We start from the raw sequence: 21,457 nt of genomic DNA, 5'->3' as shown, positions 1-21,457 counted from the left end.
CACTCCCTATAAACACAAACCCCGCTCAAAAGGCGGGGTTTGTGTTTATAGACACTCCAGCTGCGTGGGGCTGGGTGTCTATCGGATTTCAGAGTTTCAGGAGCTTTGCGCCTGGCGTTTCATCTCAAGGGTCTCGAGCTCGTTTTTATAATTATGAGCTTCGGCCTCGTCGTGAAACATGCCGACCAGCAGGTCTTGCTGGTGTACATCCCAGATGTGAATCCCGTGGGCTACTGCTTCGTGGGACATATGTTCATCGTCGCGTTCAGTTACTTTTACAGTCATCTGCTTGCTCCAATCTCTGGTTGATCTGCGGCAAGGCGTCGCAGGCCTTTGTTATATGATTTGTTAGCTTGCTAAGTAAATAACCAGGAATTGCAACACACCTTTACAGAAACTGGCGTAATCCCGCGAGCCCACGGAAACCGCGACATTGCGTCGCAGGGCGCTGAGTTATATGACAAAAGTTTCATGTTGGCGTCAGGCGACAGGCGAAAAAAAGCCCCGCATACGCGAGGCTCTTTCACTGCATGGCAGATCAGCTGCCTTTGACAGCCTTGCCGTCAACGGTGCCGTCTTGCAGCATGATGTTGTATTCCTTGCCGTCGGTCTCGACCTGGCGCAGGGCAACCAGGATGCCGCCCCAGTCCTTGGCAAACCACATTTGGGTAATGCGCTTGCTTTGAGTCGGGTCACGTACGCGTTCGACCTTGATCGCATCGATCGAGCCGGCTTTGGTCTGGACCTTTTCCGGGCCGATCACGCGGAAGTCGTAGGTATCGACATCAGTACCTTCGACGACGTTGTAGCTCATGCTTTTCTTGCCGGCTGCAACATCGCGCTGCAGTGCCAACTGGTAGGTCGACTTGTCGAGCATGCCGCTTTGAAGGGCAACGTTGACCGCGTCCTTGTTTTCAAAGCCGGTGACTTTCTTGGCCGTTTGATCGAAGTCGAGGTTGATCTTCTTCGTCTTGCCCAGGCCGCCGCGTTCGAAGGTGTAGCTCACCGGCTGCAGGGCATCTTTGTCGAAGCGGATCACACTGGTTTCAGTCAGGCTGGCGATCATCATGGAGGCCTTGAAATTCAAGGTCCAGGTGCCGTTGTCATTCTTGGTCAGGCTGCGTTCTGCCGAACCACTCATGGGCAACTGTTTCCAGTCGGCGGTGTAGCTGGCGGAGAAAGGGTGAAGGTCTGCCGCTTGCACGGCAGGCAAGGCGAACAGCGCAAAAGCGAAGAGCAGGGCGCGACGCATAAAGTCTCCTAGGTTCGAATCAAGTGGCCGCTGGCCGCAAGTAACTGACCGTTCAATAATGCACCGTGGTCGCCAAGAATCAACCGCCCCTCAGCGAACCAGCGAACAGCCAGCGGGTAAATCCTGTGTTCCTGGGTGTGAACCCGTTGCGCAAGCGTCTGCGCAGAGTCCGCAGACTCTACCGGAACTACTGCCTGTACGACCAGAGGCCCGCCATCGAGTTCCTCGGTAACAAAGTGCACGCTGCAGCCGTGCTCGGTGTCGCCAGCCTCAAGGGCGCGCTGGTGAGTGTGTAACCCTTTGTATTTTGGCAGCAGGGACGGGTGGATATTCAGCAGGCGCCCGTTGTAGTGGCGTACGAAGTCAGCGCTGAGAATGCGCATGAAGCCGGCCAGTACCACGAGTTTGGGATTGAAGGCGTCGATCAGTTCGATCAAGGCGCGGTCGAAGGCCTCGCGGCCTTCGAAAGCCTTGTGATCCAGGGAGCGGGTGTCGATACCTGCGTCCCTGGCGCGTTGCAGGCCGTAGGCGTCGCTGCGGTTGGAGATCACCGCAGCGATGCGCACCGGGCTGTCGCCGGTGCGCGTGCTGTCGATCAGGGCCTGCAAGTTACTGCCGGTGCCGGAGAGCAGCACCACGACATCACAGGTCTGGGACATCAATGAGCCTTGAGGTTCTTCAGTTCAACCTGGGCAGCGCCTTCAGGGGCGGTGGCGATCTGGCCGATGACCCAAGGCTGCTCGCCGGCTTCACGCAGTACGTTCAGTGCGGTTTCAACGTGCTCTTGAGCCACGCAGATCACCATGCCCACGCCGCAGTTCAGCACGCGGTGCATTTCGGTTTCGTTGACGTTGCCTTTCTCTTGCAGCCAGTCGAAGACTGCCGGGCGCTGCCAGCTGGCCACGTCGACAATCGCCTGGGCGCCTTTAGGCAGCACGCGCGGGATGTTGTCCAGCAGGCCGCCACCGGTGATGTGGGCCATGGCCTTGACGGCGCCGGTGTCCTTGATCAGCTTGAGCAACGGCTTCACGTAGATGCGGGTCGGGGCCATCAGCAGGTCGGTCAGAGGCTTGCCGTCGAGCTGGATGGTTTCGATGTCGGCACCGGACACTTCGATGATCTTGCGGATCAGCGAGTAGCCGTTGGAGTGCGGGCCGGAGGATGGCAGAGCCAGCAGGGCGTCACCGGCTGCGACTTTGGAGCCGTCGATGATTTCGGATTTTTCTACAACGCCGACGCAGAAGCCGGCCAGGTCGTAGTCTTCGCCTTCGTACATGCCTGGCATTTCAGCGGTTTCGCCGCCGACCAGAGAGCAGCCGGACAGTTCGCAGCCCGCGCCGATGCCGGTAACCACTTGGGTCGCGGTCTCGACGTTGAGCTTGCCGGTGGCGTAGTAGTCAAGGAAGAACAGCGGCTCGGCGCCGCACACCACCAGGTCGTTCACGCACATGGCAACCAGGTCGATGCCGATGCTGTCGTGCTTGTTCAGGTTCAGTGCCAGGCGCAGCTTGGTGCCCACACCGTCGGTGCCGGAGACCAATACAGGCTGCTTGTAGCCGGCCGGGATTTCGCAGAGGGCGCCAAAACCGCCCAGGCCGCCCATGACTTCGGGGCGCGCAGTGCGCTTGGCGACGCTCTTGATGCGTTCGACCAATGCTTCACCGGCGTCGATGTCTACACCGGCGTCCTTGTAGCTCAGGGAGGGTTGCTTGCTCATGATCCAGGCCTTTAGGGGGGATTCAGGGGTAACGACCGAATGCGGCGGGTATACCGAAACCTGAAGTTTCAGCATGGCCTGCCATTGACGGTCTGCGAAGGCGCGCGATTTTATCAGGCTTGAGGGGCAGCGGCCATCCTCGGGCCGACGGGCAGGGGCAATAGCTGTTAAAAAAATCGCTAATCGAGTCGGTCACGGGCCGTATTAAGGTATAGCCTTTAACTCGCTATCGTTATGACAGTACAAAAACTTGCCGAGGCCTTGTGAATGTTTTGCCGGTCGCTGTGGTCACAGCCTTGCTCAACACTGTTCACGCGGTCTGTTCCAACCGCTTATTTTGCCGTTCGGGAATCTTCTTTCATGGGTCTGAGTAAATATTTTTTTGTGGGCTGTTTGTCGTTGGTCAGCCTGGCGAGTCATGCCGAAACCCTCAATGGCCTCTATCAAGTACTTGAGCCGGTCAGCAGTCAGTCTCCTCAGGAGCGTGACCAGGCTACCCAGCGCGCCGTGCAAACCCTGGTGATCCGCCTGACCGGCGACGCGAAGGCAGCCGATGGCCCGGCCCTGGCAGCGATTCGCAAGGACCCGCAACAGATCATCAGCCAATACGGCTACGACGCCGGCCCTCCGGAAAGCCTGCAAGTGGATTTCGACCCGGTCAGCACCGATCGCGCCTTGCGTGGCGCGGGCCTGGCGCTGTGGGGCAGCAATCGGCCGTCGATCCTCGGTTGGTGGTTGAACGATTCCGTTGAAGGCAGCAGTTTGGTCGGCGATGGCCAGACCGTCGCCCAGCCACTGCGCCGTGCGGCCCAGCACCGTGGTTTGCCGTTGCGCCTGCCGTTGGGTGACCTGGACGAGCAAATCGTCGCCACCGCGCCAAATCTTGAAAGCCCTGACGCCACGCCATTGCGGGCCGCCTCCGAACGTTACGGGGCCGACGCCTTGCTGGCGGTGCATGCCCGTGAAGACGGCGGCCAATGGTCGGCCAAATGGCGCCTGTGGCTCGGCGATAAAAGCGAGCAGGGCACTGCCACCGGCGCTGACACCGCCGCGTTGGCCGATGCCGTGCTGCTGGCCGTCAGCGAACGCCTGGCGCCACGTTTTGCGGTCAAGGCCGGCGCTGCCACCAGCGATCAGTTGCTGGAAGTGCAGGGCATGAACCTGGAGCATTACGCGGCCCTCGGTCATCTGCTGGAGCCGTTTGGTGCCCAGCCGGTGCGTGTGGACGGCACTCGCATCGTGTATCGGGTGAACGGCAGTGCGGAGCAGTTGCGCAGCCAGTTGAGCCTGGCCAAGTTGCAGGAAGTCCCGGCAGGCGAAGCTCCGGCTCCGCAGCCGGTGGTGGAAGGTGCACAACCGGCGCCGGTCGAGCCGACGCCGCAGTTACGTTTTCATTGGTAAGCGTTCTTCCTCCTTATATAGAAGCAGGAAGCAAATAACAGACGGAGTGGTATATGGCGGATACGCGTCGTTGGGTGTGGCTTGGCGGGATTGTCCTGCTGTGCGTTTTTGTGTTCCTGCTGCATTCGATCCTGACACCGTTCCTGGTCGCGTTGCTGTTGGCCTACCTGTTCGATCCTGTGGTGGATCGTCTGGAAAAGATCGGCCTCTCGCGTACCTGGGGCGTGGTGGCGGTGTTTGCCTTGTTTACGTTGATCATCACGGCGTTGGTGCTGGTGCTGGTGCCGATGCTGGCCAAGCAATTGTTCAAGCTCTATGAGCTGGCGCCGCAGATGCTCGACTGGCTGCAACACACGGCCATGCCGTGGGCGCAGGCCAAGCTGGGGCTGGCAGACGGCTTCTGGAAGTTCGACAAGGTCAAGGCGGCCATCAGCGAGCACATGGGCCAGACCACCGACATCGTCGGCGTGGTGCTGAGCCAGGCGACGGCGTCGAGCCTGGCGCTGATCGGCTGGCTGACCAACCTGGTGCTGATCCCGGTGGTAGCGTTCTACCTGCTGCGGGACTGGGACATCATGATGGCCAAGATCCGCAGCCTGCTGCCGCGCGACCGCGAAGAGCGCGTGGTCTCCCTGGCCGAGGAATGTCATGAGGTGCTCGGCGCCTTTGTCCGTGGCCAGTTGTTGGTGATGCTGGCGTTGGGGGTCATCTATGCGGCGGGCCTGATGGCTATCGGCCTGGAATTGGGCCTGTTGATCGGCCTGATCGCCGGCTTGGCGGCCATCGTGCCGTACATGGGCTTTGTGATCGGGATTGGTGCGGCGCTGGTGGCCGGGCTGTTCCAGTTTCACGGCGACCTGTACCCGATGCTCGGGATTGTCGCGGTGTTCATGGTGGGTCAGGCCCTGGAAGGCATGGTGCTGACGCCGTTGCTGGTGGGCGACCGGATCGGCCTGCACCCGGTGGCAGTGATCTTTGCGATCCTGGCGGGCGGCGAGTTGTTCGGCTTTACCGGCATTCTGCTGGCGCTGCCGGTGGCGGCGGTGATCATGGTGCTGGTGCGCCATGTGCACGACTTGTACAAGGACTCGGACATGTACGCCGGAACAGACGAACCGGAGTTATAACCGCAGCATCACAAACCCGGCTCAAGGCCGGGTTTGTCGTTTATCGGCTCTGGCGTTTCGCCAGTGCGTCAAACAATCTTCACCAAATCCAACAAGTTAACGCAAACCTTTGATTTTGCTTGTGGTCTGCTGCATTGTGCGCCCGGCGTCACGGGTATAAACTTTGCAAACTTTACACAGAGGCCACTAACGGTTCGATTGGAACCGTTCAGTCAGCATGAAACCGATTCAGCTGCCCCTAGGTGTGCGTCTGCGTGACGACGCCACCTTTATCAATTACTACCCAGGCGCCAATGCCGCTGCACTCGGCTATGTCGAGCGGCTCTGCGAAGCCGACGCCGGGTGGACCGAAAGCCTGATCTACCTCTGGGGCAAGGACGGCGTGGGGCGTACCCACTTGTTGCAGGCCGCTTGCCTGCGCTTCGAGCAGATGGGTGAACCGGCGGTGTACCTGCCGTTGGCGGAGCTGCTGGACCGCGGTATCGAGATCCTCGACAACCTTGAACAATACGAACTGGTCTGCCTGGACGATTTGCAGGCGGTCGCGGGGCGGGCGGATTGGGAAGAGGCGCTGTTCCATCTGTTCAACCGTTTGCGTGACAGCGGCCGACGCCTGTTGATTGCCGCATCGACCTCGCCCCGTGAGTTGCCGGTGAAGCTGGCGGACTTGAAGTCACGGCTGACCCTGGCGCTGATCTTCCAGATGCGTCCGTTGTCCGACGAAGACAAATTGCGTGCCCTGCAACTGCGTGCTTCCCGTCGCGGGTTGCACCTGACCGACGAAGTCGGGCATTTTATCCTCACCCGTGGCACCCGCAGCATGAGCGCGCTGTTCGACTTGCTTGAACAGCTCGACCAAGCCTCATTACAGGCTCAGCGCAAGCTCACCATTCCCTTCCTTAAAGAAACCCTCGGCTGGTAGCCAACCCTTCAAAGTCGGGGCTTTCGGCAAATTCCAGGCGCCAGAAAAGCTGCGTTTGGGCCGTTTTGGCCACGCAAATGGGTTCCATAGGGTGTTAAGGGCTTAGATGTCATAGTCCAAACAAGAAGTCACATAGATCACGATTGAATTTGCAAATCGATGTGATAGAGGGCATAGTCTCGTCTTCTTTACACATCAGCCACGGTCGTGCCCATGCTAAATCGCTTCGCACCCCTCGTGCCTCTCGCACTCGTTACCCTGTTGTTTGGTTGCGCCACCCACACTCAAAACGTGGCTGAGCAGCAAAAACCAGCACAGCAGTCCCAGGCAAAGTTCGTAGCAGCTCAGTCTTCCACGGTTTACCAGGAAGCTTTCTATAAAGAAGAGCAGGCTACTGAAAAAGAATTCGCCGACTTCGCCGGCGCCAAGCCTTACCAGCTTCCCGTTCTGGCCGACAGCATTCTCGAACGCGGCATGTCCCTGATCGGTACCCGTTACCGTTTCGGCGGTACCTCTGAAGCCGGTTTCGACTGCAGCGGTTTCATCGGCTACCTGTTCCGCGAGGAAGCCGGCATGAACCTGCCGCGCTCCACCCGCGAAATGATCAACGTGGATGCACCGTTGGTCGCACGAAACAACCTCAAGCCCGGCGATCTGCTTTTCTTCAGTACGGCTGGCCGTGGTCGTGTCAGTCACGCCGGTATCTACTTGGGCGACAACCAGTTTATCCACTCCAGCAGCCGCCGCAGCGGTGGTGTGCGAGTCGACAACCTGGGTGACAGCTACTGGAGCAAAACCTTCATCGAAGCCAAGCGCGCCCTCGCGATGGCCCCGACTACCGTTACCGCCAGCAAGTAAAGTTAAAGTGATACTTGAAGTTTGACGTGTAAGCGCTAGAATCCCTGGACATTGTTGTAAATCGATCGCGCGAGCTTTGCTTGCGCGTTCTGTTTTTCAACGTTCGGCAGCGAAAGCCGCATCCAGATCAGGATTGTTCTGCCCATGTCGACCTCGGCCCGCCTAATTCTTCTCGTTTGCGCCGCGCTGCTCAGCGCCTGCGCAAGTCGTCCTCCGCCTGCTCCCGTGGCCGTCAAGCCCAAGCCGGTGTTCAACACCTACGCCACCCAAAGTTTCTCGCCGGCAGCCGAAGACGTGCTCTTTCGTGCGCTGGGCCTGGTGGGCACGCCTTATCGCTGGGGCGGCAACACGCCTGACTCTGGGTTTGACTGCAGTGGCCTGATCGGTTTCGTCTACCGCGATGCGGCCGGCATCTCCCTGCCACGCACCACCCGCGAGCTGATCGTGATGCGTGCCCAGGACGTGAGCGAAAACAACCTGCAAACCGGTGACCTGATCTTCTTCGCCACCGGTGGCGGTTCGCAGGTCAGCCATGCCGGGATCTACGTGGGGGAAGGGCGCTTTGTGCATGCGCCGCAAACCGGCGGTACGGTGAAGCTGGACACGCTCTCCAAGGCCTATTGGCAGAATGCCTACCTGAGTGCCAAGCGCGTGTTGCCGGCCGAGCACCTCGCGCGTAATCCATAAGCAAAAACAACTGTGGGAGCCTAGGCTCCCACAGTGCTTTTCAGGGCGGGCTATTTAGCCGCCGACACCCGCCATACCTTGTTCCCCACATCATCCGCCACCAGCAAATCCCCTTGTTTGTCGATCACCACACCGACTGGACGGCCCATGGCTTTCTCATCGCTGTTGAGGAACCCGGTCAGCACATCCACCGGCTGGCCTTTGGGCTTGCCTGCCTCAAACGGCACGAAGATCACCTTGTAGCCACTGTGGGGCTTGCGGTTCCACGAACCATGCTGGCCGATAAATGCGCCATTGCTGAACTGCGCCGGTAACGTGTTGCCGTCGGCAAAGGTCAGCCCCAGGGACGCCGTGTGCGGGCCTACCGCGTAGTCCGGTGCGATCGCCTTGGCCACCAGGTCCGGGTTCTGTGGTGTCACCCGCACATCCACGTGCTGCCCGTAGTAACTGAACGGCCACCCGTAAAAAGCCCCGTCCTTGACCGAGGTGATGTAGTCCGGCACCAGGTCGCTGCCAATTTCATCGCGCTCGTTGACGGCCGTCCACAGCTTGCCGCTTTGTGGTTCCCAGGCCATGCCGTTGGGGTTGCGCAGGCCTGAGGCGAAGATGCGGTGCTGGCCGGTGGCCCGGTCCACTTCCCAGATCGCGGCGCGCCCCTGTTCCGCTTCCAGGCCGTTTTCGCCGACGTTGCTGTTGGAGCCCACGCTCAAGTACAGCTTGCTGCCGTCCTTGCTGGCGACCACGTTCTTGGTCCAGTGGTGGTTAATGCTGCCACCCGGCAAGTCGACCACCGGGGTGCCGGCTGCCTTGATCGAGGTTTCGCCTGGCTGGTAAGGGAAGCGCAGCAATTTGTCCGAGTCGGCGACATACAGGTCGTTGCCCACCAGGGTCATGCCGAACGGCGAGTTCAGGTTCTCCAGGAACACCGTGCGGGTTTCGGCCACGCCATCGTGGTCGGCGTCCCGCAGCAGGGTGATGCGGTTCGGGCTGGGGACGGCGGCGCCGGCGCGGCCCATGACTTTCTCCATCACCCAGCCACGAATGCCCTTGGAATCATCCGGCTTGGGTGGCGCATTGGTTTCAGCCACCAGCACGTCGCCATTGGGCAGCACATACAGCCAGCGCGGATGATCCAGGCCTTCGGCAAACGCTGCCACCTGGGTGCCCGCCGCCGGGGTCGGCTTGGTGCCATCGGGCCAGCCGATCGCCGGCGCGATGTTCACCGTGGGAATCAGGGTTTTATTCGGTTCCGGCAGCTTGGGCGACGATCCGGTGCCGTCGGACACTTGCAGGGTAGAGCTTTCACCACAGGCGGCGAGGGTGCCGGCGACCATGATCAGTAGGGCAAGTCGGGTCTTGTGCATGGTTTTCTCCTTAATACCTGTAGTGGTAGAGGTGCACGCCGGCCCGATGGTTCACGCGCGTGTCCGGCTTTAATTGACGCTCCACCCCCAACCCACTAACCTTCGCGGCTTGTTTCAGGTGCTCTGTGGCGTACGCGCCGACTGAGTGAAACAGGGAAGCCGGTGAGTGAGCGTACTTTTCTACAGTGCAGCCACGATCCCGGCGCTGCCCCCGCAACGGTAAATGAGTCAAGACGGTGCCTTAAGCCACTGTATCGCCCGCGATATGGGAAGGCGCACCCTCGGCATTGCATGTCACTCATGAGCCCGGAGACCGGCCTGATCCATCCAACAGCATCACGGTGGGCGATGCTTGGCTGTCTGTATCTGTCTTTTTCCTGCCCGCCGTTTTTGTCCAGCCCCAACGGAGAGCTGCCATGACTGAATCCCCCGATCGTGACGAACGCCACCTGGCGCGCATGCTGCGCAAAAAAGCCGTGATTGACGAGCGCATTGCCAATTCACCGAACGAGTGCGGGCTGCTGCTGGTGCTCACCGGCAACGGCAAAGGCAAGAGCAGCTCGGCCTTTGGCATGCTGGCCCGGGCCATGGGCCACGGCATGCAGTGCGGCGTGGTGCAGTTCATCAAGGGCCGCAACAGCACCGGCGAAGAACTGTTCTTCCGCCGTTTCCCCGAGCAGGTGCGCTTCCACGTGATGGGCGAAGGCTTTACCTGGGAAACCCAGGACCGCGCGCGGGACATCGTTGCCGCCGAAGCCGCCTGGGCGGTCTCCCGGGAAATGCTGCAGAACCCGGCCATCGGCCTGGTGGTGCTGGATGAGCTGAACATTGCCCTCAAGCACGGCTACCTCGACCTGGACCAGGTGCTCAGCGACCTGCAGGCCCGCCCGCCCATGCAACACGTGCTGGTAACCGGCCGTGGCGCCAAACCCGAATTGATCGAAATGGCCGACACCGTGACGGAAATGGGCATGCTCAAGCACGCCTTCCAGGCCGGTATCAAGGCACAGAAAGGCATCGAACTTTGAATCAGCCCCGTCACTGTCCTGCTGTCCTGATCGCCGCACCGGCGTCTGGCCAGGGCAAAACCACCGTCACCGCCGCGCTCGCCCGCTTGCACCGCAACCTGGGGCGCAAGGTGCGGGTGTTCAAATGCGGCCCGGACTTTCTCGATCCGATGATCCACGAGCGCGCCAGTGGTGCGCCGGTCTACCAATTGGACATGTGGATGGTGGGCGAGCAGGAAAGTCGCCGGTTGCTGTGGGAAGCGGCGGGGGAAGCCGACCTGATCCTGATCGAAGGCGTGATGGGCCTGTTCGACGGCACGCCGTCCAGTGCCGACCTGGCGCGCCACTTTGGCGTGCCGGTGCTGGCGGTGATCGACGGTACGGCCATGGCCCAGACTTTCGGCGCCCTGGCGTTGGGCCTGGCGCGCTACCAGCCGGACTTGCCGTTTGCCGGCGTGCTGGCCAACCGAGTCGGCACCCTGCGTCATGCGCAATTGCTTGAAGGCAGCCTCACCGAAGGCCTGCGCTGGTACGGCGCGCTGTCCCGGGAAACCGGCATCGAGTTGCCCAGCCGCCACCTTGGCCTGGTGCAGGCCAGCGAATTGAACGACCTCGATCTGCGCCTCGATGCCGCCGCCCAGGCCCTGGGCAGCAGCTGCGAGGTAGCGCTGCCACCGCCGGTGGAATTCGCCGCGCCCGAGGTGATCGAGGCCCAACCGTTGCTGGCCGGCGTGCGTATCGCCGTGGCGCGCGACGAAGCGTTTGCCTTTACCTACGGCGCCAGCCTCGACCTGCTGCGGGCGATGGGCGCCGAGCTGCGTTTCTTTTCGCCGATTCGTGACCGCGCATTGCCTGAAGCTGACAGCCTGTACCTGCCCGGCGGTTACCCGGAATTGCATCACCAGGCGTTGTCGGAAAATACCGCGATGCTCGACGCCATCCGTGCCCACCACGCCGCCGGCAAGCCACTGCTGGCCGAATGCGGCGGCATGCTCTATCTGCTGGACTCGCTCACCGATGTCGACGGTACCCGTGCTGAACTGGTCGGCTTGCTCCAGGGCGATGCCGTCATGCAAAAACGCCTGGCAGCGTTGGCACTGCAAAACGTCGAACTGCCCGAAGGCCTGTTGCGCGGCCACACCTACCATCATTCGCTGACCAGCACCGAGTGGCAGCCGATTGCCCGGGGCCTTAGCCCGAATGGCGGGCGCGGCGCCGAGGCGGTTTACCGTCAGGGCCGGATGACGGCGTCCTACGTACACTTTTATTTCCCGTCCAACCCGGTGGCGGTGGCTGCCTTGTTTGCGCCGGACCATCAGACCGCCATCGCAGGCAAGCCGGCTCCCACACTTGACCGAGTTGAAACGCAATCCAATGTGGGAGCGGGCTTGCTCGCGAAGAGGCCATGACGGACAACGCCTTTCCCGAAGCCGACCGCGAAGCCGTTTACCGCGCCATCGCCGAACGCCGCGACATGCGTCACTTCAGCGGCGGCAGCGTTGCGCCGCAATTGCTCCATCGCCTGCTGCAAGCCGCGCACCAGGCGCCGAGCGTCGGCTTGATGCAGCCCTGGCGGTTTATCCGCATCAGTGACCGCAACCTGCGCGGGCAGATCCAGCAACTGGTGGAAGAGGAGCGCATACGCACCGCCGAAGCCCTCGGCGAGCGCTCCGACCAGTTCATGAAGCTCAAGGTCGAAGGCATCAACGACTGCGCCGAAGTGCTGGTGGCTGCCCTGATGGACGACCGCGAGCGGCATATCTTCGGGCGCCGCACCCTACCGGAAATGGACATGGCGTCGTTGTCCTGTGCGATCCAGAATCTATGGCTGGCGGCCCGCGTCGAAGGCTTGGGCATGGGCTGGGTCTCGTTGTTCGAACCCCAGGCCCTGGCCGACCTGCTGGGCCTGCCGCCCGGCGCCAAACCGCTGGCCGTGTTGTGCCTGGGCCCGGTGACCGAGTTCTACCCGGCACCGATGTTGCAGCTCGAAGGCTGGACCGAACCACGGCCACTGAGTGACATGTTGTATGAGAATGTTTGGGGAGTGAGTCAATGAGTGTGGCCTTGCTGAGTGTCGCTGCCGTGGCGCTGGATGCGTTGCTGGGCGAACCCAGGCGCTGGCATCCGCTGGTGGCGTTCGGCAATTTTGCCGGGCGCATCGAGCAGCGTTTCAACTCCGGCGGCCGTGGCTGGCGCAGCCATGGCGTGACGGCGTGGGTGATCGCGGTGGTGCCCCTGACGCTGCTGGCCACGGCCCTGTCGTGGGCGCCCTACATCGGTTGGGTATTGGAAATCCTCGCGCTGTATTGCGCCCTCGGCATGCGCAGTCTCGGCGAACACGTGCTGCCAGTGGCGCAGGCACTGCGCAGTGATGACCTGGACGAGGCGCGCCAACGCGTCAGCTACCTGGTCAGCCGCCAGACCAGCGAACTGGACCCCACCGAAGTCGCCCGCGCGGCCACCGAGTCGGTGCTGGAAAACGGCAGCGACGCGGTATTCGCTGCACTGTTCTGGTTTGTGGTTGCAGGCGTGCCCGGCGTGGTGCTCTATCGTCTGAGCAACACCCTGGATGCCATGTGGGGCTATCGCAATGAACGCTTTGAACGTTTCGGCTGGGCTGCAGCAAAGATCGACGACGTGCTCAACTACATTCCGGCACGCCTGGTGGCGTTGACCTACGCGCTGCTGGGGAAAACCCGCCTGGCGCTCAAATGCTGGCGCACCCAGGGCCCGACCTGGGACAGCCCCAACGCCGGCCCGGTGATGGCGGCGGGTGCCGGCGCCCTCGGCGTAGAGCTGGGCGGTGCGGCGATTTATCACGGCGAACTGCACCAGCGCCCGCAACTGGGCGAAGGCCCGCCCGCCGATGCAGACTCCATCGAGCGCGGCTGGCAACTGGTGCAACGCGGCGTGTGGCTGTGGCTGCTGATCCTGTGTGTGGGGGCGGAATTTTATGCTTGAGCACGGTGGCCGCTTGCGCAAGGCGGCGATGCAATACGGCATTCCCGAGGCCGAATGGCTGGACCTGTCCAGCGGCCTGGCGCCGTGGCCGTTCCCGATCCCGGAAATCCCGCTGCGGGCCTGGGCGCGCCTGCCAGAAACCGATGACGGCCTGGAACAGGCGGCCTGCGAATATTATGGGGCGCCCCATGTGCTGCCGGTCGCTGGCTCCCAGGCCGCGATCCAGTTACTGCCGCGCCTGCGCCGGGCGGGCAAGGTCGGCGTGTTGTCGCCGTGCTACGCCGAGCACGCGGAGGCCTGGCGTCGTGCCGGCTATATCGTGCGCGAAGTGCTGGAGCAGGAAGTCGACTTCTTCCTCGACAGCCTCGACGTGCTGGTGGTGGTCAACCCCAACAACCCCACCGGCCTGAGCCTGTCGCCCCAACGCTTGCTGGACTGGCATGCACGCCTGGCCCAGCGCGGTGGCTGGCTGGTGGTGGATGAAGCCTTCATGGACATCACTCCGCAGTTGAGTCTGGCGAGCCAGGCTCATCAAGTCGGGCTGATCGTGCTGCGCTCGTTCGGCAAATTCTTCGGTCTGGCCGGGGTACGGCTGGGGTTTGTATTGGCCGAGCGCAAGCTGCTCAAACTGCTCGCCGAGCAGGTGGGGCCGTGGGCCGTCAGCGGGCCGACGCGGGTGCTGGGGCAAGTGTGCCTGCGCGATACCGCCGGCCATGTGCAACAGCGGCTGCGTTGCGAGTCGGCCAGCCAGCGTCTGTTTGACGTGCTTGAGCGCCACGACTTGCGGCCTCAGGGCGGCTGCGCGCTGTTCCAGTGGATGATCACCGACCGGGCTGAGCAGCTGCATGAATTCATGGCTCAGCGCGGCATCCTGCTGCGCCTGTTTGTCGACAACAGCAGCCTGCGGTTTGGCCTGCCGGACACCGAGGCCGACTGGCTGCGGCTGGAACAGGCGCTCAGCGCCTACAAGGACGCCTCATGAGTACTTTGATGGTGCAGGGCACCACATCCGACGCGGGCAAAAGCACGCTGGTGACCGCACTCTGCCGCTGGCTGGTGCGCCAGGGCATCCCGGTGGTGCCCTTCAAACCCCAGAACATGGCCCTCAACAGTGCCGTGACTGCCGAAGGTGGCGAGATCGGCCGCGCCCAGGCGGTGCAGGCCCAGGCGGCCAACCTGGCGCCCCACACCGACATGAACCCGGTGCTGCTCAAGCCCAACAGCGACACAGGCTCCCAGGTGATTATCCATGGGCGCGCCGTGACCACCATGAATGCCGTGGCTTATCACGATTACAAAGCCATCGCGATGCAGGCCGTGCTGGCCTCCCATGCGCGTTTGAGTGCGGCGTATCCGGTGGTGATGGTCGAGGGCGCGGGCTCGCCGGCAGAGATCAATCTGCGGGCGAATGACATCGCCAATATGGGCTTTGCCGAAGCGGTGGACTGCCCGGTGCTGCTGATCGCCGACATCAATCGAGGCGGGGTGTTTGCGCATTTGGTGGGCACGCTGGAATTGCTGTCGCCGACCGAACAGGCGCGGGTCAAAGGCTTCATCATCAACCGGTTTCGCGGGGACATTGCGCTGTTGCAGCCGGGGCTGGATTGGCTGGAGGCGCGTACCGGCAAGCCGGTGGTGGGGGTGTTGCCGTACGTGATGGACTTGCACCTGGAGGCGGAGGACGGTATCGACCAGCGCCAGATCGACAAGGCGGCGCAGGTGCTCAAGGTGGTGGTGCCGGTGTTGCCGCGTATCAGCAATCACACGGACTTTGATCCGCTGCGGTTGCACCCGCAGGTGGATTTGCAGTTTGTCGGGCCGGGGCAGGCGATTCCGGCGGCGGACCTGATTATTTTGCCGGGCTCGAAGAGTGTGCGCAGTGATCTGGCGTATTTGCGGGCCAATGGGTGGGACACCGCCGTGGCGCGGCACCTGCGTTATGGCGGGAAGGTGTTGGGGATTTGTGGTGGGTTGCAGATGCTCGGCGAGCAGGTGCATGACCCGCTTGGGTTGGAAGGGCCTTGCGGTTCGAGCGCCGGTCTTGGGTTGTTGGGGTTCAGTACGACGCTGGAAGAAGAGAAGCAGCTGCGCAATGTGCGGGGGCGGTTGTTGCTGGAGGAGGCCGAGGTGAGTGGGTATGAGATCCACGCGGGCGTTACCAGTGGCGCCGGTTTATTGAGACCTGCGGTGCAGTTGGACGATGGGCGCACTGATGGTGCGCAGAGTGAGGATGGGCAGATTCTCGGGACCTATTTGCATGGGTTGTTTGAGACGCCGGCGGCATGCAGTGCATTGTTGCGGTGGGCTGGGTTGGAGGATGTGCAAGAGGTGGATTATCACGGGTTGCGGGAGCGGGATATTGAGCGGTTGGCGGATCTGGTAGAGCGGCATTTGGATACTGGGTTGCTGCGTTCGTTGTGTGGGGTTTGAGTTGTTGGTATTGGACCGTGTACATATCCGTTGTTTAGGTAACGGCGACCTATGGTTCCGCTCTTACAGCGGGTCACTTTTGGCAAACGCCCGGAATGCCGGCCCAGCCAAAAGTAACCAAAAGGTCTTTGCCCCACCACTCGGTGCCTCGCCTAGGCTCCACCGTGCCTGCTTGCGGCCATCGTGGTTGACGGGGCCCGCAGATCAAGATCAAACGCCGCTCTTCTGTAGGAGCCGGCTTGCCGGCGAAAAACCTGAGAACGCCGCGTTGAATCAGGATGCCCACGTCATCGTTAACGACCTTTGCCGGCATTCCGGCTCTTTTCAAAAGTGACCCGCCGTAAGGGCGGAACCCATAGCCGCCATTACGAAAATAACGGATACACACACCGTCAAAAACAGAGGCTCCAGCCATGCTCCAAATGATTCTCGGCGGCGCCCGCTCCGGCAAAAGCCGCCTGGCTGAAAAACTCGCCACCGACAGCGGCCTGAGCGTCACCTACATCGCTACCAGCCAACCCCTGGATGGCGAAATGAGTGCGCGTGTCGCCCACCATCGCGAGCGTCGCCCAGCCGAATGGGGCCTGATCGAGGAGCCCATCGAACTGGCCCGCGTGCTCAAGGAAAACGCCAGCCCGAACCATTGCTTGCTGGTCGACTGCCTGACCCTATGGCTCACCAACCTGCTGATGCTCGAAGACCCCGACCGTCTGAAGGAAGAGCGCGAAGCCCTGCTGCAAGCCCTGGCCTCCCTGCCAGGAGAAATCATTTTTGTCAGCAACGAGACCGGAATGGGTGTCGTGCCGCTGGGCGAATTGACTCGCCGCTATGTCGATGAAGCCGGTTGGCTGCATCAAGCCTTGGCCGAGCGTTGTCAGCGCGTTGTCCTGACCGTCGCCGGCCTGCCCCTGACTTTAAAAGGTACTGCGTTATGACCGACACCTGGTGGCTCAAACCCTGCAAAGCAATCGATCCGCTGGCTCACGAGCAAGCCCTGGCCCGCCAGCAGCAACTGACCAAACCCGCCGGTTCCCTCGGCCAACTGGAAGCCGTCGCGGTACAACTGGCCGGCCTTCAGGGCCAGGTGAAACCCAGCGTCGACCACTTGTGGATCGCTATCTTCGCCGGCGACCACGGCGTCGTCGCGGAAGGGGTCTCCGCCTTCCCCCAGGAAGTCACCGGCCAGATGCTCCACAACTTCGTCACCGGCGGCGCCGCCATCAGCGTGCTGGCGCGCCAACTCGACGCGAAACTGGAAGTGGTCGACCTCGGCACCATCACCCCCACATTGAACCTGCCCGGCGTGCGCCACCTCAACATCGGTGCCGGCACCGCCAACTTCGCCAATGGCCCGGCAATGACTGAAGCCCAGGGCCGACTGGCCCTGCAAGCCGGCCGCGACAGCGTGCACCGCGCTATTGCGAGCGGCGCGCAGCTGTTTATTGGCGGCGAAATGGGCATCGGCAACACCACCGCCGCCAGCGCCCTGGCCTGCGCGCTGCTGGACTGCCAGGTCAGTGACCTCACTGGCCCCGGCACCGGCCTGAACGCTCAGGGTGTCAGCCACAAAGTCGCCGTCATCGAACGCGCCCTGGCCCAGCACGCTGGCGACCGTGATGACGCACTGAAAACCCTGTTCAACCTCGGCGGCTTCGAAATTGCCGCGCTGGTGGGCGCCTACCTGGCCTGTGCCCAAGAGGGCGTGGTGGTGCTGGTGGACGGCTTTATCTGCACGGTTGCCGCACTGGTCGCCACGCGCCTTAACCCGGCCTGTCGCGCATGGCTGCTGTTCGGCCATCGCGGTGCCGAGCCTGGCCATCGTCATGTGCTGCAAAGCCTCAATGCTGAACCGCTGCTGGAACTCGGCCTGCGCCTGGGCGAAGGCAGTGGCGCTGCGCTGGCCGTGCCGTTGCTGCGCCTGGCCTGTGCGCTGCACGGGCAGATGGCAACCTTCGCCGAAGCAGCCGTGGCGGACCGCCCGGCATGACCCTGCACCTGGACCTGCTGCGCCACGGCGAAACCGAACTGGGCGGCGGCTTGCGCGGCAGCCTGGACGACGCGCTCACCGCCAGGGGCTGGGAACAGATGCGTGCGGCGGTGGTGGAGCAGGGCCCGTGGGACCGTCTGGTCAGTTCGCCGTTGCAACGTTGTGCGCGATTTGCCGAGGAGCTGGGCGCGCGCCTTAACCTGCCGGTCACGCTGGAAAAGGATTTGCAGGAGCTGCATTTCGGCGCCTGGGAAGGGCAGAGCGCTGCGGCGTTGATGGAGACTGACGCTGACGCGTTGGGGCTATTCTGGGCCGATCCCTACCGCTTCACACCGCCCGAGGGCGAGCCGGTGTCGCAGTTTTCCGCGCGAGTACTGGGCGCTGTCGCCCGCTTGTATCAAGCGTATGACGGCCAGCGCGTGCTGCTGATCAGCCACGGCGGGGTCATGCGTTTATTGCTCGCCCAGGCGCGCGGTTTGCCGCGTGAGCAGTTGTTGAATGTCGAAGTCGGCCACGGTGGCCTGTTCAGCCTGCAGGTCGAGGCGGATGGCGTATTAAAGGAAGGAATCTAAACATGCTGCCGTTCTGGATCGCCTTGCAGTTCCTCAGCAGCCTGCCGATTCGCTTGCCGGGCATGCCGCAACCGCAGGAGTTGGGGCGCTCGTTGTTGTTTTATCCCGTGGTGGGGCTGTTGTTCGGGCTACTGCTGTGGGGCTTGAACGCCGTGTTGACGGGCGCACCCTTGCTGCTGCATGCCGCGTTGCTGTTGACCGCGTGGGTGTTGCTCAGCGGCGGCCTGCACCTGGACGGCCTGGCCGACAGCGCTGACGCCTGGCTCGGTGGCTTCGGCGACCGCGAGCGCACCCTGACCATCATGAAAGACCCGCGCAGCGGGCCGATCGCGGTGGTCACCCTGGGCGTGGTGCTGCTGCTCAAGTTCACCGCATTGGTGGCATTGATCGAACAGCACAACGGCGCCGCGCTGATCCTCGCCCCCTTGATTGGCCGCGCTTCGATGCTGGCGCTGTTTCTCACCACGCGGTACGTACGTGCCGGCGGGTTGGGGCAGGCGTTGGCGGATCATCTGCCACGCATCGTCGGCCAACAGGTGCTGATCCTCAGCGGTCTGGCGTGTATCCTGATCGGCGGCTTCAGTGGCGGGATTGCCGTGTTGCTGGCGGCCCTGTGCTTTATCGGCTTGCGCCAACTGATGGTCAATCGCCTCGGCGGCACCACCGGCGACACCGCTGGCGCGTTGCTGGAGCTGCTGGAAGTCGCGGTGTTGATCGGTCTGGCGCTGTAACAGTTTCTTGCATTTCATTAATCCCGGGTATATACACGCTCCATGCTTGCCTCCCAATGTTTATGCACCAACCTGCGTCGCGCCGCTCGTGGCGTCAGCAGGCATTACGACGGCGCTCTCGACGGCTTCGGGATCAACGTTGCCCAGTATTCTCTGCTGTGTAATCTGCAGCGCCTCGATCAACCGAGCATTTCCAGCCTGGCCGATGCCATGGGCCTGGATCGCAGCACGCTGGGGCGCAACCTGCGGGTGCTGGAGGGCGAAGGCCTGGTGCAGTTGGTGGAGGGCGATGACTTGCGTAACCGCCTGGTGTTGCTGACCGAGGCGGGCAACGAACGGCTTGCCGCGGCATTGCCGGCCTGGGAAGCGGCGCAGCAGAAATTGATTGATCAGTTGGGCGCCGAAAAGCGCGAAACCCTGTTGGCCTTGCTGGATGAACTCGCTTGACGCGGGTTTGTTCGATGACAAGCGGGTATATACCCGCGAACGGAGAATAAGAAATGACCTCGATGTGGCGCACCAGCGGCTGGATTCTTGTGGGGAGTGCGCTGATCCTGGCGTTGTCCCTCGGCGTACGGCATGGCTTTGGCCTGTTCCTGGCGCCCATGAGTGCCGAGTTCGGCTGGGGCCGAGAAACCTTTGCCTTTGCCATTGCCCTGCAAAACCTCATCTGGGGCCTGGCGCAGCCGTTTACCGGCGCCCTGGCCGACCGCTTCGGCGCCGCCAAGGTGGTGATGATCGGTGGCGTGCTTTACGCGCTGGGCCTAGTGTTCATGGGCTTGTCGGATTCGGCGTGGTCGTTGTCCCTGAGCGCCGGCTTGCTGATTGGCATTGGCCTGTCGGGCACCTCGTTCTCGGTGATCCTCGGGGTGGTGGGGCGTGCCGTGGCGCCGGAAAAACGCAGCATGGCCATGGGTATCGCCAGCGCCGCTGGTTCGTTCGGCCAGTTCGCCATGTTGCCGGGCACCCTCGGTTTGATCGGCTGGCTTGGCTGGTCCGCCGCATTGCTGGTGCTGGGAGTGATGGTGGCGTTGATCGTGCCGTTGGTGACCATGCTCAAGGACCGCCCGCTGCCAGCGGTGGCCGGTCAACAAACTTTGCGCGAGGCCTTGCGTGAGGCCTGTTCCCATTCAGGGTTCTGGTTGTTGGCGTTCGGTTTTTTTGTCTGCGGTTTCCAAGTGGTGTTTATCGGTGTGCACTTGCCGTCGTACCTGGTGGACCAGCACTTGCCGGCTTCCGTGGGCACCACGGTGCTGGCATTGATCGGGCTGTTTAATATCTTCGGCACCTATACCGCCGGCTGGCTCGGCGGGCGCATGTCCAAGCCGCGCTTGCTGACCGGTTTGTACCTGCTGCGGGCGGTGGTGATTGTGATCTTCCTGTGGGCGCCCGTGACGCAAACCAGCGCCTACCTGTTTGGCATGGCGATGGGCTTCTTGTGGCTGTCCACGGTACCGCTGACCAACGGTACGGTCGCGACCTTGTTCGGGGTCAGAAATCTTTCCATGCTCGGTGGGATCGTGTTCCTGTTCCACCAACTCGGCTCGTTCCTCGGCGGCTGGCTGGGCGGAGTGGTCTATGATCGAACCGGTAGTTACGATTTGATCTGGCAAGTGGCAATCGTCCTGAGCCTGGTGGCAGCGGCCTTGAACTGGCCGGTGCGCGAGCGCCCGGTGGCACGTTTGCAGGCGCAAATGGGGGTGGCATGAATTCGACCTGGCATTGGCTCGGCGCAGCAGGAGCAGGAGTCTTGCTGCTGTTGGCGTGGTGGGGCTGGCAACAGGGCGGCCTGGCATTGATGCAGTTGGGCATGGCGATCTGTTAAGTTCTGTGTCTGAGATTTTTCAAGGACAGGTGACATGCACATGCGCTGGCTTGCAGTACCCGCTCTGATGGTGGCTTTTGGCGGCGTCGCCATGGCCGCCGATTGCCCGCCGTTGCTTGAAGGCCAGTTGCCCAAGCTGCGCGCCAAGGAATCCATCGACCTGTGCCAACGCTTCGCCGGCAAGCCGCTGGTGATCGTCAACACCGCCAGCTTCTGCGGGTTTGCGCCACAGTTCAAAGGGCTCGAAGCCTTGTATCAGCGCTACAAGGGCCAGGGCCTGGAAGTGATTGGCGTGCCGTCCGACGACTTCAAGCAGGAAGCCAAGACCGGCGAGGAAACCGCCAAGGTTTGCTACGTGAACTACGGCGTGACCTTCACCATGACCGAGCCACAGAAGGTCAAGGGCCCGGACGCGGTGCATCTGTTCAAGATCCTGGCGCAGCAGAGCAGCGCGCCGAAGTGGAATTTCTACAAGTACGTGGTGGACCGCCAGGGCAAGGTAATTGCCAACTTCTCCAGCCTGACCAAGCCGGATAGCCCCGATTTGATCAAGGCGGTGGAAGAGGCGCTGGCTTCGAAGCCCTGATCAGCGCCCACTAAAAAGCCCCGCCTCTTT

Annotated in this window: 23 protein-coding genes and 1 riboswitch; of the genes, 18 read left to right on the top strand and 5 right to left on the bottom strand. The window is 62.3% G+C overall.

All coding sequences use genetic code 11. The annotated features are described in order from the left end of the window. Window positions 1-96: 96 nt before the first annotated feature. The 4 genes from P3C29_RS12475 to purM form a co-directional block, all read right to left on the bottom strand. Window positions 97-285 (bottom strand): hypothetical protein, encoded by a 189-nt coding sequence (locus P3C29_RS12475; RefSeq protein WP_003210741.1) that lies wholly within the window; start codon window positions 283-285, stop codon window positions 97-99. Between the two features lie 253 nt (window positions 286-538). Next, the gene (locus tag P3C29_RS12470) at window positions 539-1,252 is read right to left on the bottom strand and encodes a DUF3108 domain-containing protein (protein ID WP_010176472.1); all 714 of its coding nucleotides are present in this window, start codon (window positions 1,250-1,252) and stop codon (window positions 539-541) included. 8 nt (window positions 1,253-1,260) lie between these two features. Then, window positions 1,261-1,911: a phosphoribosylglycinamide formyltransferase gene (purN, locus tag P3C29_RS12465; RefSeq protein ID WP_275964627.1), complete on the bottom strand. Its 651-nt coding sequence runs from the start codon at window positions 1,909-1,911 to the stop codon at window positions 1,261-1,263. After that, window positions 1,911-2,969: a phosphoribosylformylglycinamidine cyclo-ligase gene (gene purM, locus P3C29_RS12460; protein ID WP_063032448.1), complete on the bottom strand. Its 1,059-nt coding sequence runs from the start codon at window positions 2,967-2,969 to the stop codon at window positions 1,911-1,913. Before purM ends, purN begins: the two co-directional genes overlap by 1 nt. Before the next feature lie 360 nt (window positions 2,970-3,329). Here purM and P3C29_RS12455 point away from each other — a divergent pair, with 360 nt between their 5' ends. From P3C29_RS12455 to P3C29_RS12435, 5 genes are all read left to right on the top strand, one after another. Further along, window positions 3,330-4,370 carry a DUF2066 domain-containing protein gene (locus P3C29_RS12455; RefSeq protein WP_010176469.1) on the top strand — a complete coding sequence of 347 codons (1,041 nt, stop codon included), beginning with the start codon at window positions 3,330-3,332 and terminating at the stop codon, window positions 4,368-4,370. A gap of 53 nt (window positions 4,371-4,423) precedes the next feature. Beyond that, a complete protein-coding gene (locus tag P3C29_RS12450) occupies window positions 4,424-5,497 on the top strand; it encodes an AI-2E family transporter (RefSeq protein WP_010176468.1) in 1,074 nt (357 codons plus the stop codon). Between the two features lie 217 nt (window positions 5,498-5,714). Then, complete coding sequence (gene hda / locus P3C29_RS12445) at window positions 5,715-6,419, top strand: DnaA regulatory inactivator Hda (protein ID WP_010176467.1); 705 nt, start codon at window positions 5,715-5,717, stop codon at window positions 6,417-6,419. A 213-nt stretch (window positions 6,420-6,632) separates the two neighbouring features. After that, a complete protein-coding gene (locus P3C29_RS12440) occupies window positions 6,633-7,277 on the top strand; it encodes an NlpC/P60 family protein (RefSeq protein WP_275964626.1) in 645 nt (214 codons plus the stop codon). Window positions 7,278-7,421: 144 nt separating this feature from the next. Next, window positions 7,422-7,964, top strand: a complete 543-nt coding sequence (locus tag P3C29_RS12435; protein WP_003210749.1) for a C40 family peptidase — start codon at window positions 7,422-7,424, stop codon at window positions 7,962-7,964. Between the two features lie 50 nt (window positions 7,965-8,014). Here P3C29_RS12435 and P3C29_RS12430 read toward each other — a convergent pair whose 3' ends face one another. Next, on the bottom strand, window positions 8,015-9,328 hold the full coding sequence (locus tag P3C29_RS12430; protein WP_275964625.1) for a sorbosone dehydrogenase family protein: 1,314 nt from the start codon (window positions 9,326-9,328) through the stop codon (window positions 8,015-8,017). 99 nt (window positions 9,329-9,427) lie between these two features. Further along, a riboswitch (cobalamin riboswitch) is annotated at window positions 9,428-9,665 on the top strand. A gap of 79 nt (window positions 9,666-9,744) precedes the next feature. On the opposite strand from P3C29_RS12430, the gene cobO reads away from it, so the two are divergent. The 13 genes from cobO (at window position 9,745) to P3C29_RS12365 (ending at window position 21,427) form a co-directional block, all read left to right on the top strand. After that, window positions 9,745-10,356: a cob(I)yrinic acid a,c-diamide adenosyltransferase gene (gene cobO, locus P3C29_RS12425; RefSeq protein WP_003210751.1), complete on the top strand. Its 612-nt coding sequence runs from the start codon at window positions 9,745-9,747 to the stop codon at window positions 10,354-10,356. Then, on the top strand, window positions 10,353-11,744 hold the full coding sequence (locus P3C29_RS12420; RefSeq protein ID WP_169387377.1) for a cobyrinate a,c-diamide synthase: 1,392 nt from the start codon (window positions 10,353-10,355) through the stop codon (window positions 11,742-11,744). Before cobO ends, P3C29_RS12420 begins: the two co-directional genes overlap by 4 nt. Next, window positions 11,741-12,391, top strand: a complete 651-nt coding sequence (gene bluB / locus P3C29_RS12415; protein WP_275964624.1) for a 5,6-dimethylbenzimidazole synthase — start codon at window positions 11,741-11,743, stop codon at window positions 12,389-12,391. Before P3C29_RS12420 ends, bluB begins: the two co-directional genes overlap by 4 nt. Continuing rightward, complete coding sequence (cbiB, locus tag P3C29_RS12410) at window positions 12,388-13,296, top strand: adenosylcobinamide-phosphate synthase CbiB (RefSeq protein ID WP_275964623.1); 909 nt, start codon at window positions 12,388-12,390, stop codon at window positions 13,294-13,296. Before bluB ends, cbiB begins: the two co-directional genes overlap by 4 nt. After that, on the top strand, window positions 13,289-14,278 hold the full coding sequence (gene cobD / locus P3C29_RS12405; RefSeq protein WP_169387380.1) for a threonine-phosphate decarboxylase CobD: 990 nt from the start codon (window positions 13,289-13,291) through the stop codon (window positions 14,276-14,278). Before cbiB ends, cobD begins: the two co-directional genes overlap by 8 nt. Next, window positions 14,275-15,726: a cobyric acid synthase gene (locus P3C29_RS12400; protein WP_201122139.1), complete on the top strand. Its 1,452-nt coding sequence runs from the start codon at window positions 14,275-14,277 to the stop codon at window positions 15,724-15,726. The genes cobD and P3C29_RS12400 overlap by 4 nt, the downstream gene beginning before the upstream one ends. 413 nt (window positions 15,727-16,139) lie before the next feature. Further along, window positions 16,140-16,661 carry a bifunctional adenosylcobinamide kinase/adenosylcobinamide-phosphate guanylyltransferase gene (cobU, locus tag P3C29_RS12395; RefSeq protein ID WP_010176458.1) on the top strand — a complete coding sequence of 174 codons (522 nt, stop codon included), beginning with the start codon at window positions 16,140-16,142 and terminating at the stop codon, window positions 16,659-16,661. Next, window positions 16,658-17,713, top strand: a complete 1,056-nt coding sequence (gene cobT, locus P3C29_RS12390; RefSeq protein ID WP_275964622.1) for a nicotinate-nucleotide--dimethylbenzimidazole phosphoribosyltransferase — start codon at window positions 16,658-16,660, stop codon at window positions 17,711-17,713. The genes cobU and cobT overlap by 4 nt, the downstream gene beginning before the upstream one ends. Beyond that, complete coding sequence (cobC, locus tag P3C29_RS12385; protein WP_275964621.1) at window positions 17,710-18,285, top strand: alpha-ribazole phosphatase family protein; 576 nt, start codon at window positions 17,710-17,712, stop codon at window positions 18,283-18,285. The genes cobT and cobC overlap by 4 nt, the downstream gene beginning before the upstream one ends. A 2-nt stretch (window positions 18,286-18,287) precedes the next feature. Further along, a complete protein-coding gene (locus P3C29_RS12380; protein WP_275964620.1) occupies window positions 18,288-19,016 on the top strand; it encodes an adenosylcobinamide-GDP ribazoletransferase in 729 nt (242 codons plus the stop codon). Between the two features lie 42 nt (window positions 19,017-19,058). Further along, window positions 19,059-19,463 carry a MarR family winged helix-turn-helix transcriptional regulator gene (locus P3C29_RS12375; RefSeq protein ID WP_010176454.1) on the top strand — a complete coding sequence of 135 codons (405 nt, stop codon included), beginning with the start codon at window positions 19,059-19,061 and terminating at the stop codon, window positions 19,461-19,463. Window positions 19,464-19,525: 62 nt separating this feature from the next. Beyond that, window positions 19,526-20,725, top strand: a complete 1,200-nt coding sequence (locus P3C29_RS12370) for an MFS transporter (protein WP_169389300.1) — start codon at window positions 19,526-19,528, stop codon at window positions 20,723-20,725. A gap of 150 nt (window positions 20,726-20,875) precedes the next feature. After that, on the top strand, window positions 20,876-21,427 hold the full coding sequence (locus P3C29_RS12365) for a redoxin domain-containing protein (RefSeq protein WP_010176452.1): 552 nt from the start codon (window positions 20,876-20,878) through the stop codon (window positions 21,425-21,427). The last annotated feature ends 30 nt before the right edge of the window (window positions 21,428-21,457 follow it).

The sequence above is a fragment of the Pseudomonas sp. 1912-s genome, from assembly GCF_029269205.1.
GTDB lineage: Bacteria > Pseudomonadota > Gammaproteobacteria > Pseudomonadales > Pseudomonadaceae > Aquipseudomonas.
This window is presented reverse-complemented; position numbering and strand designations above follow the sequence as displayed.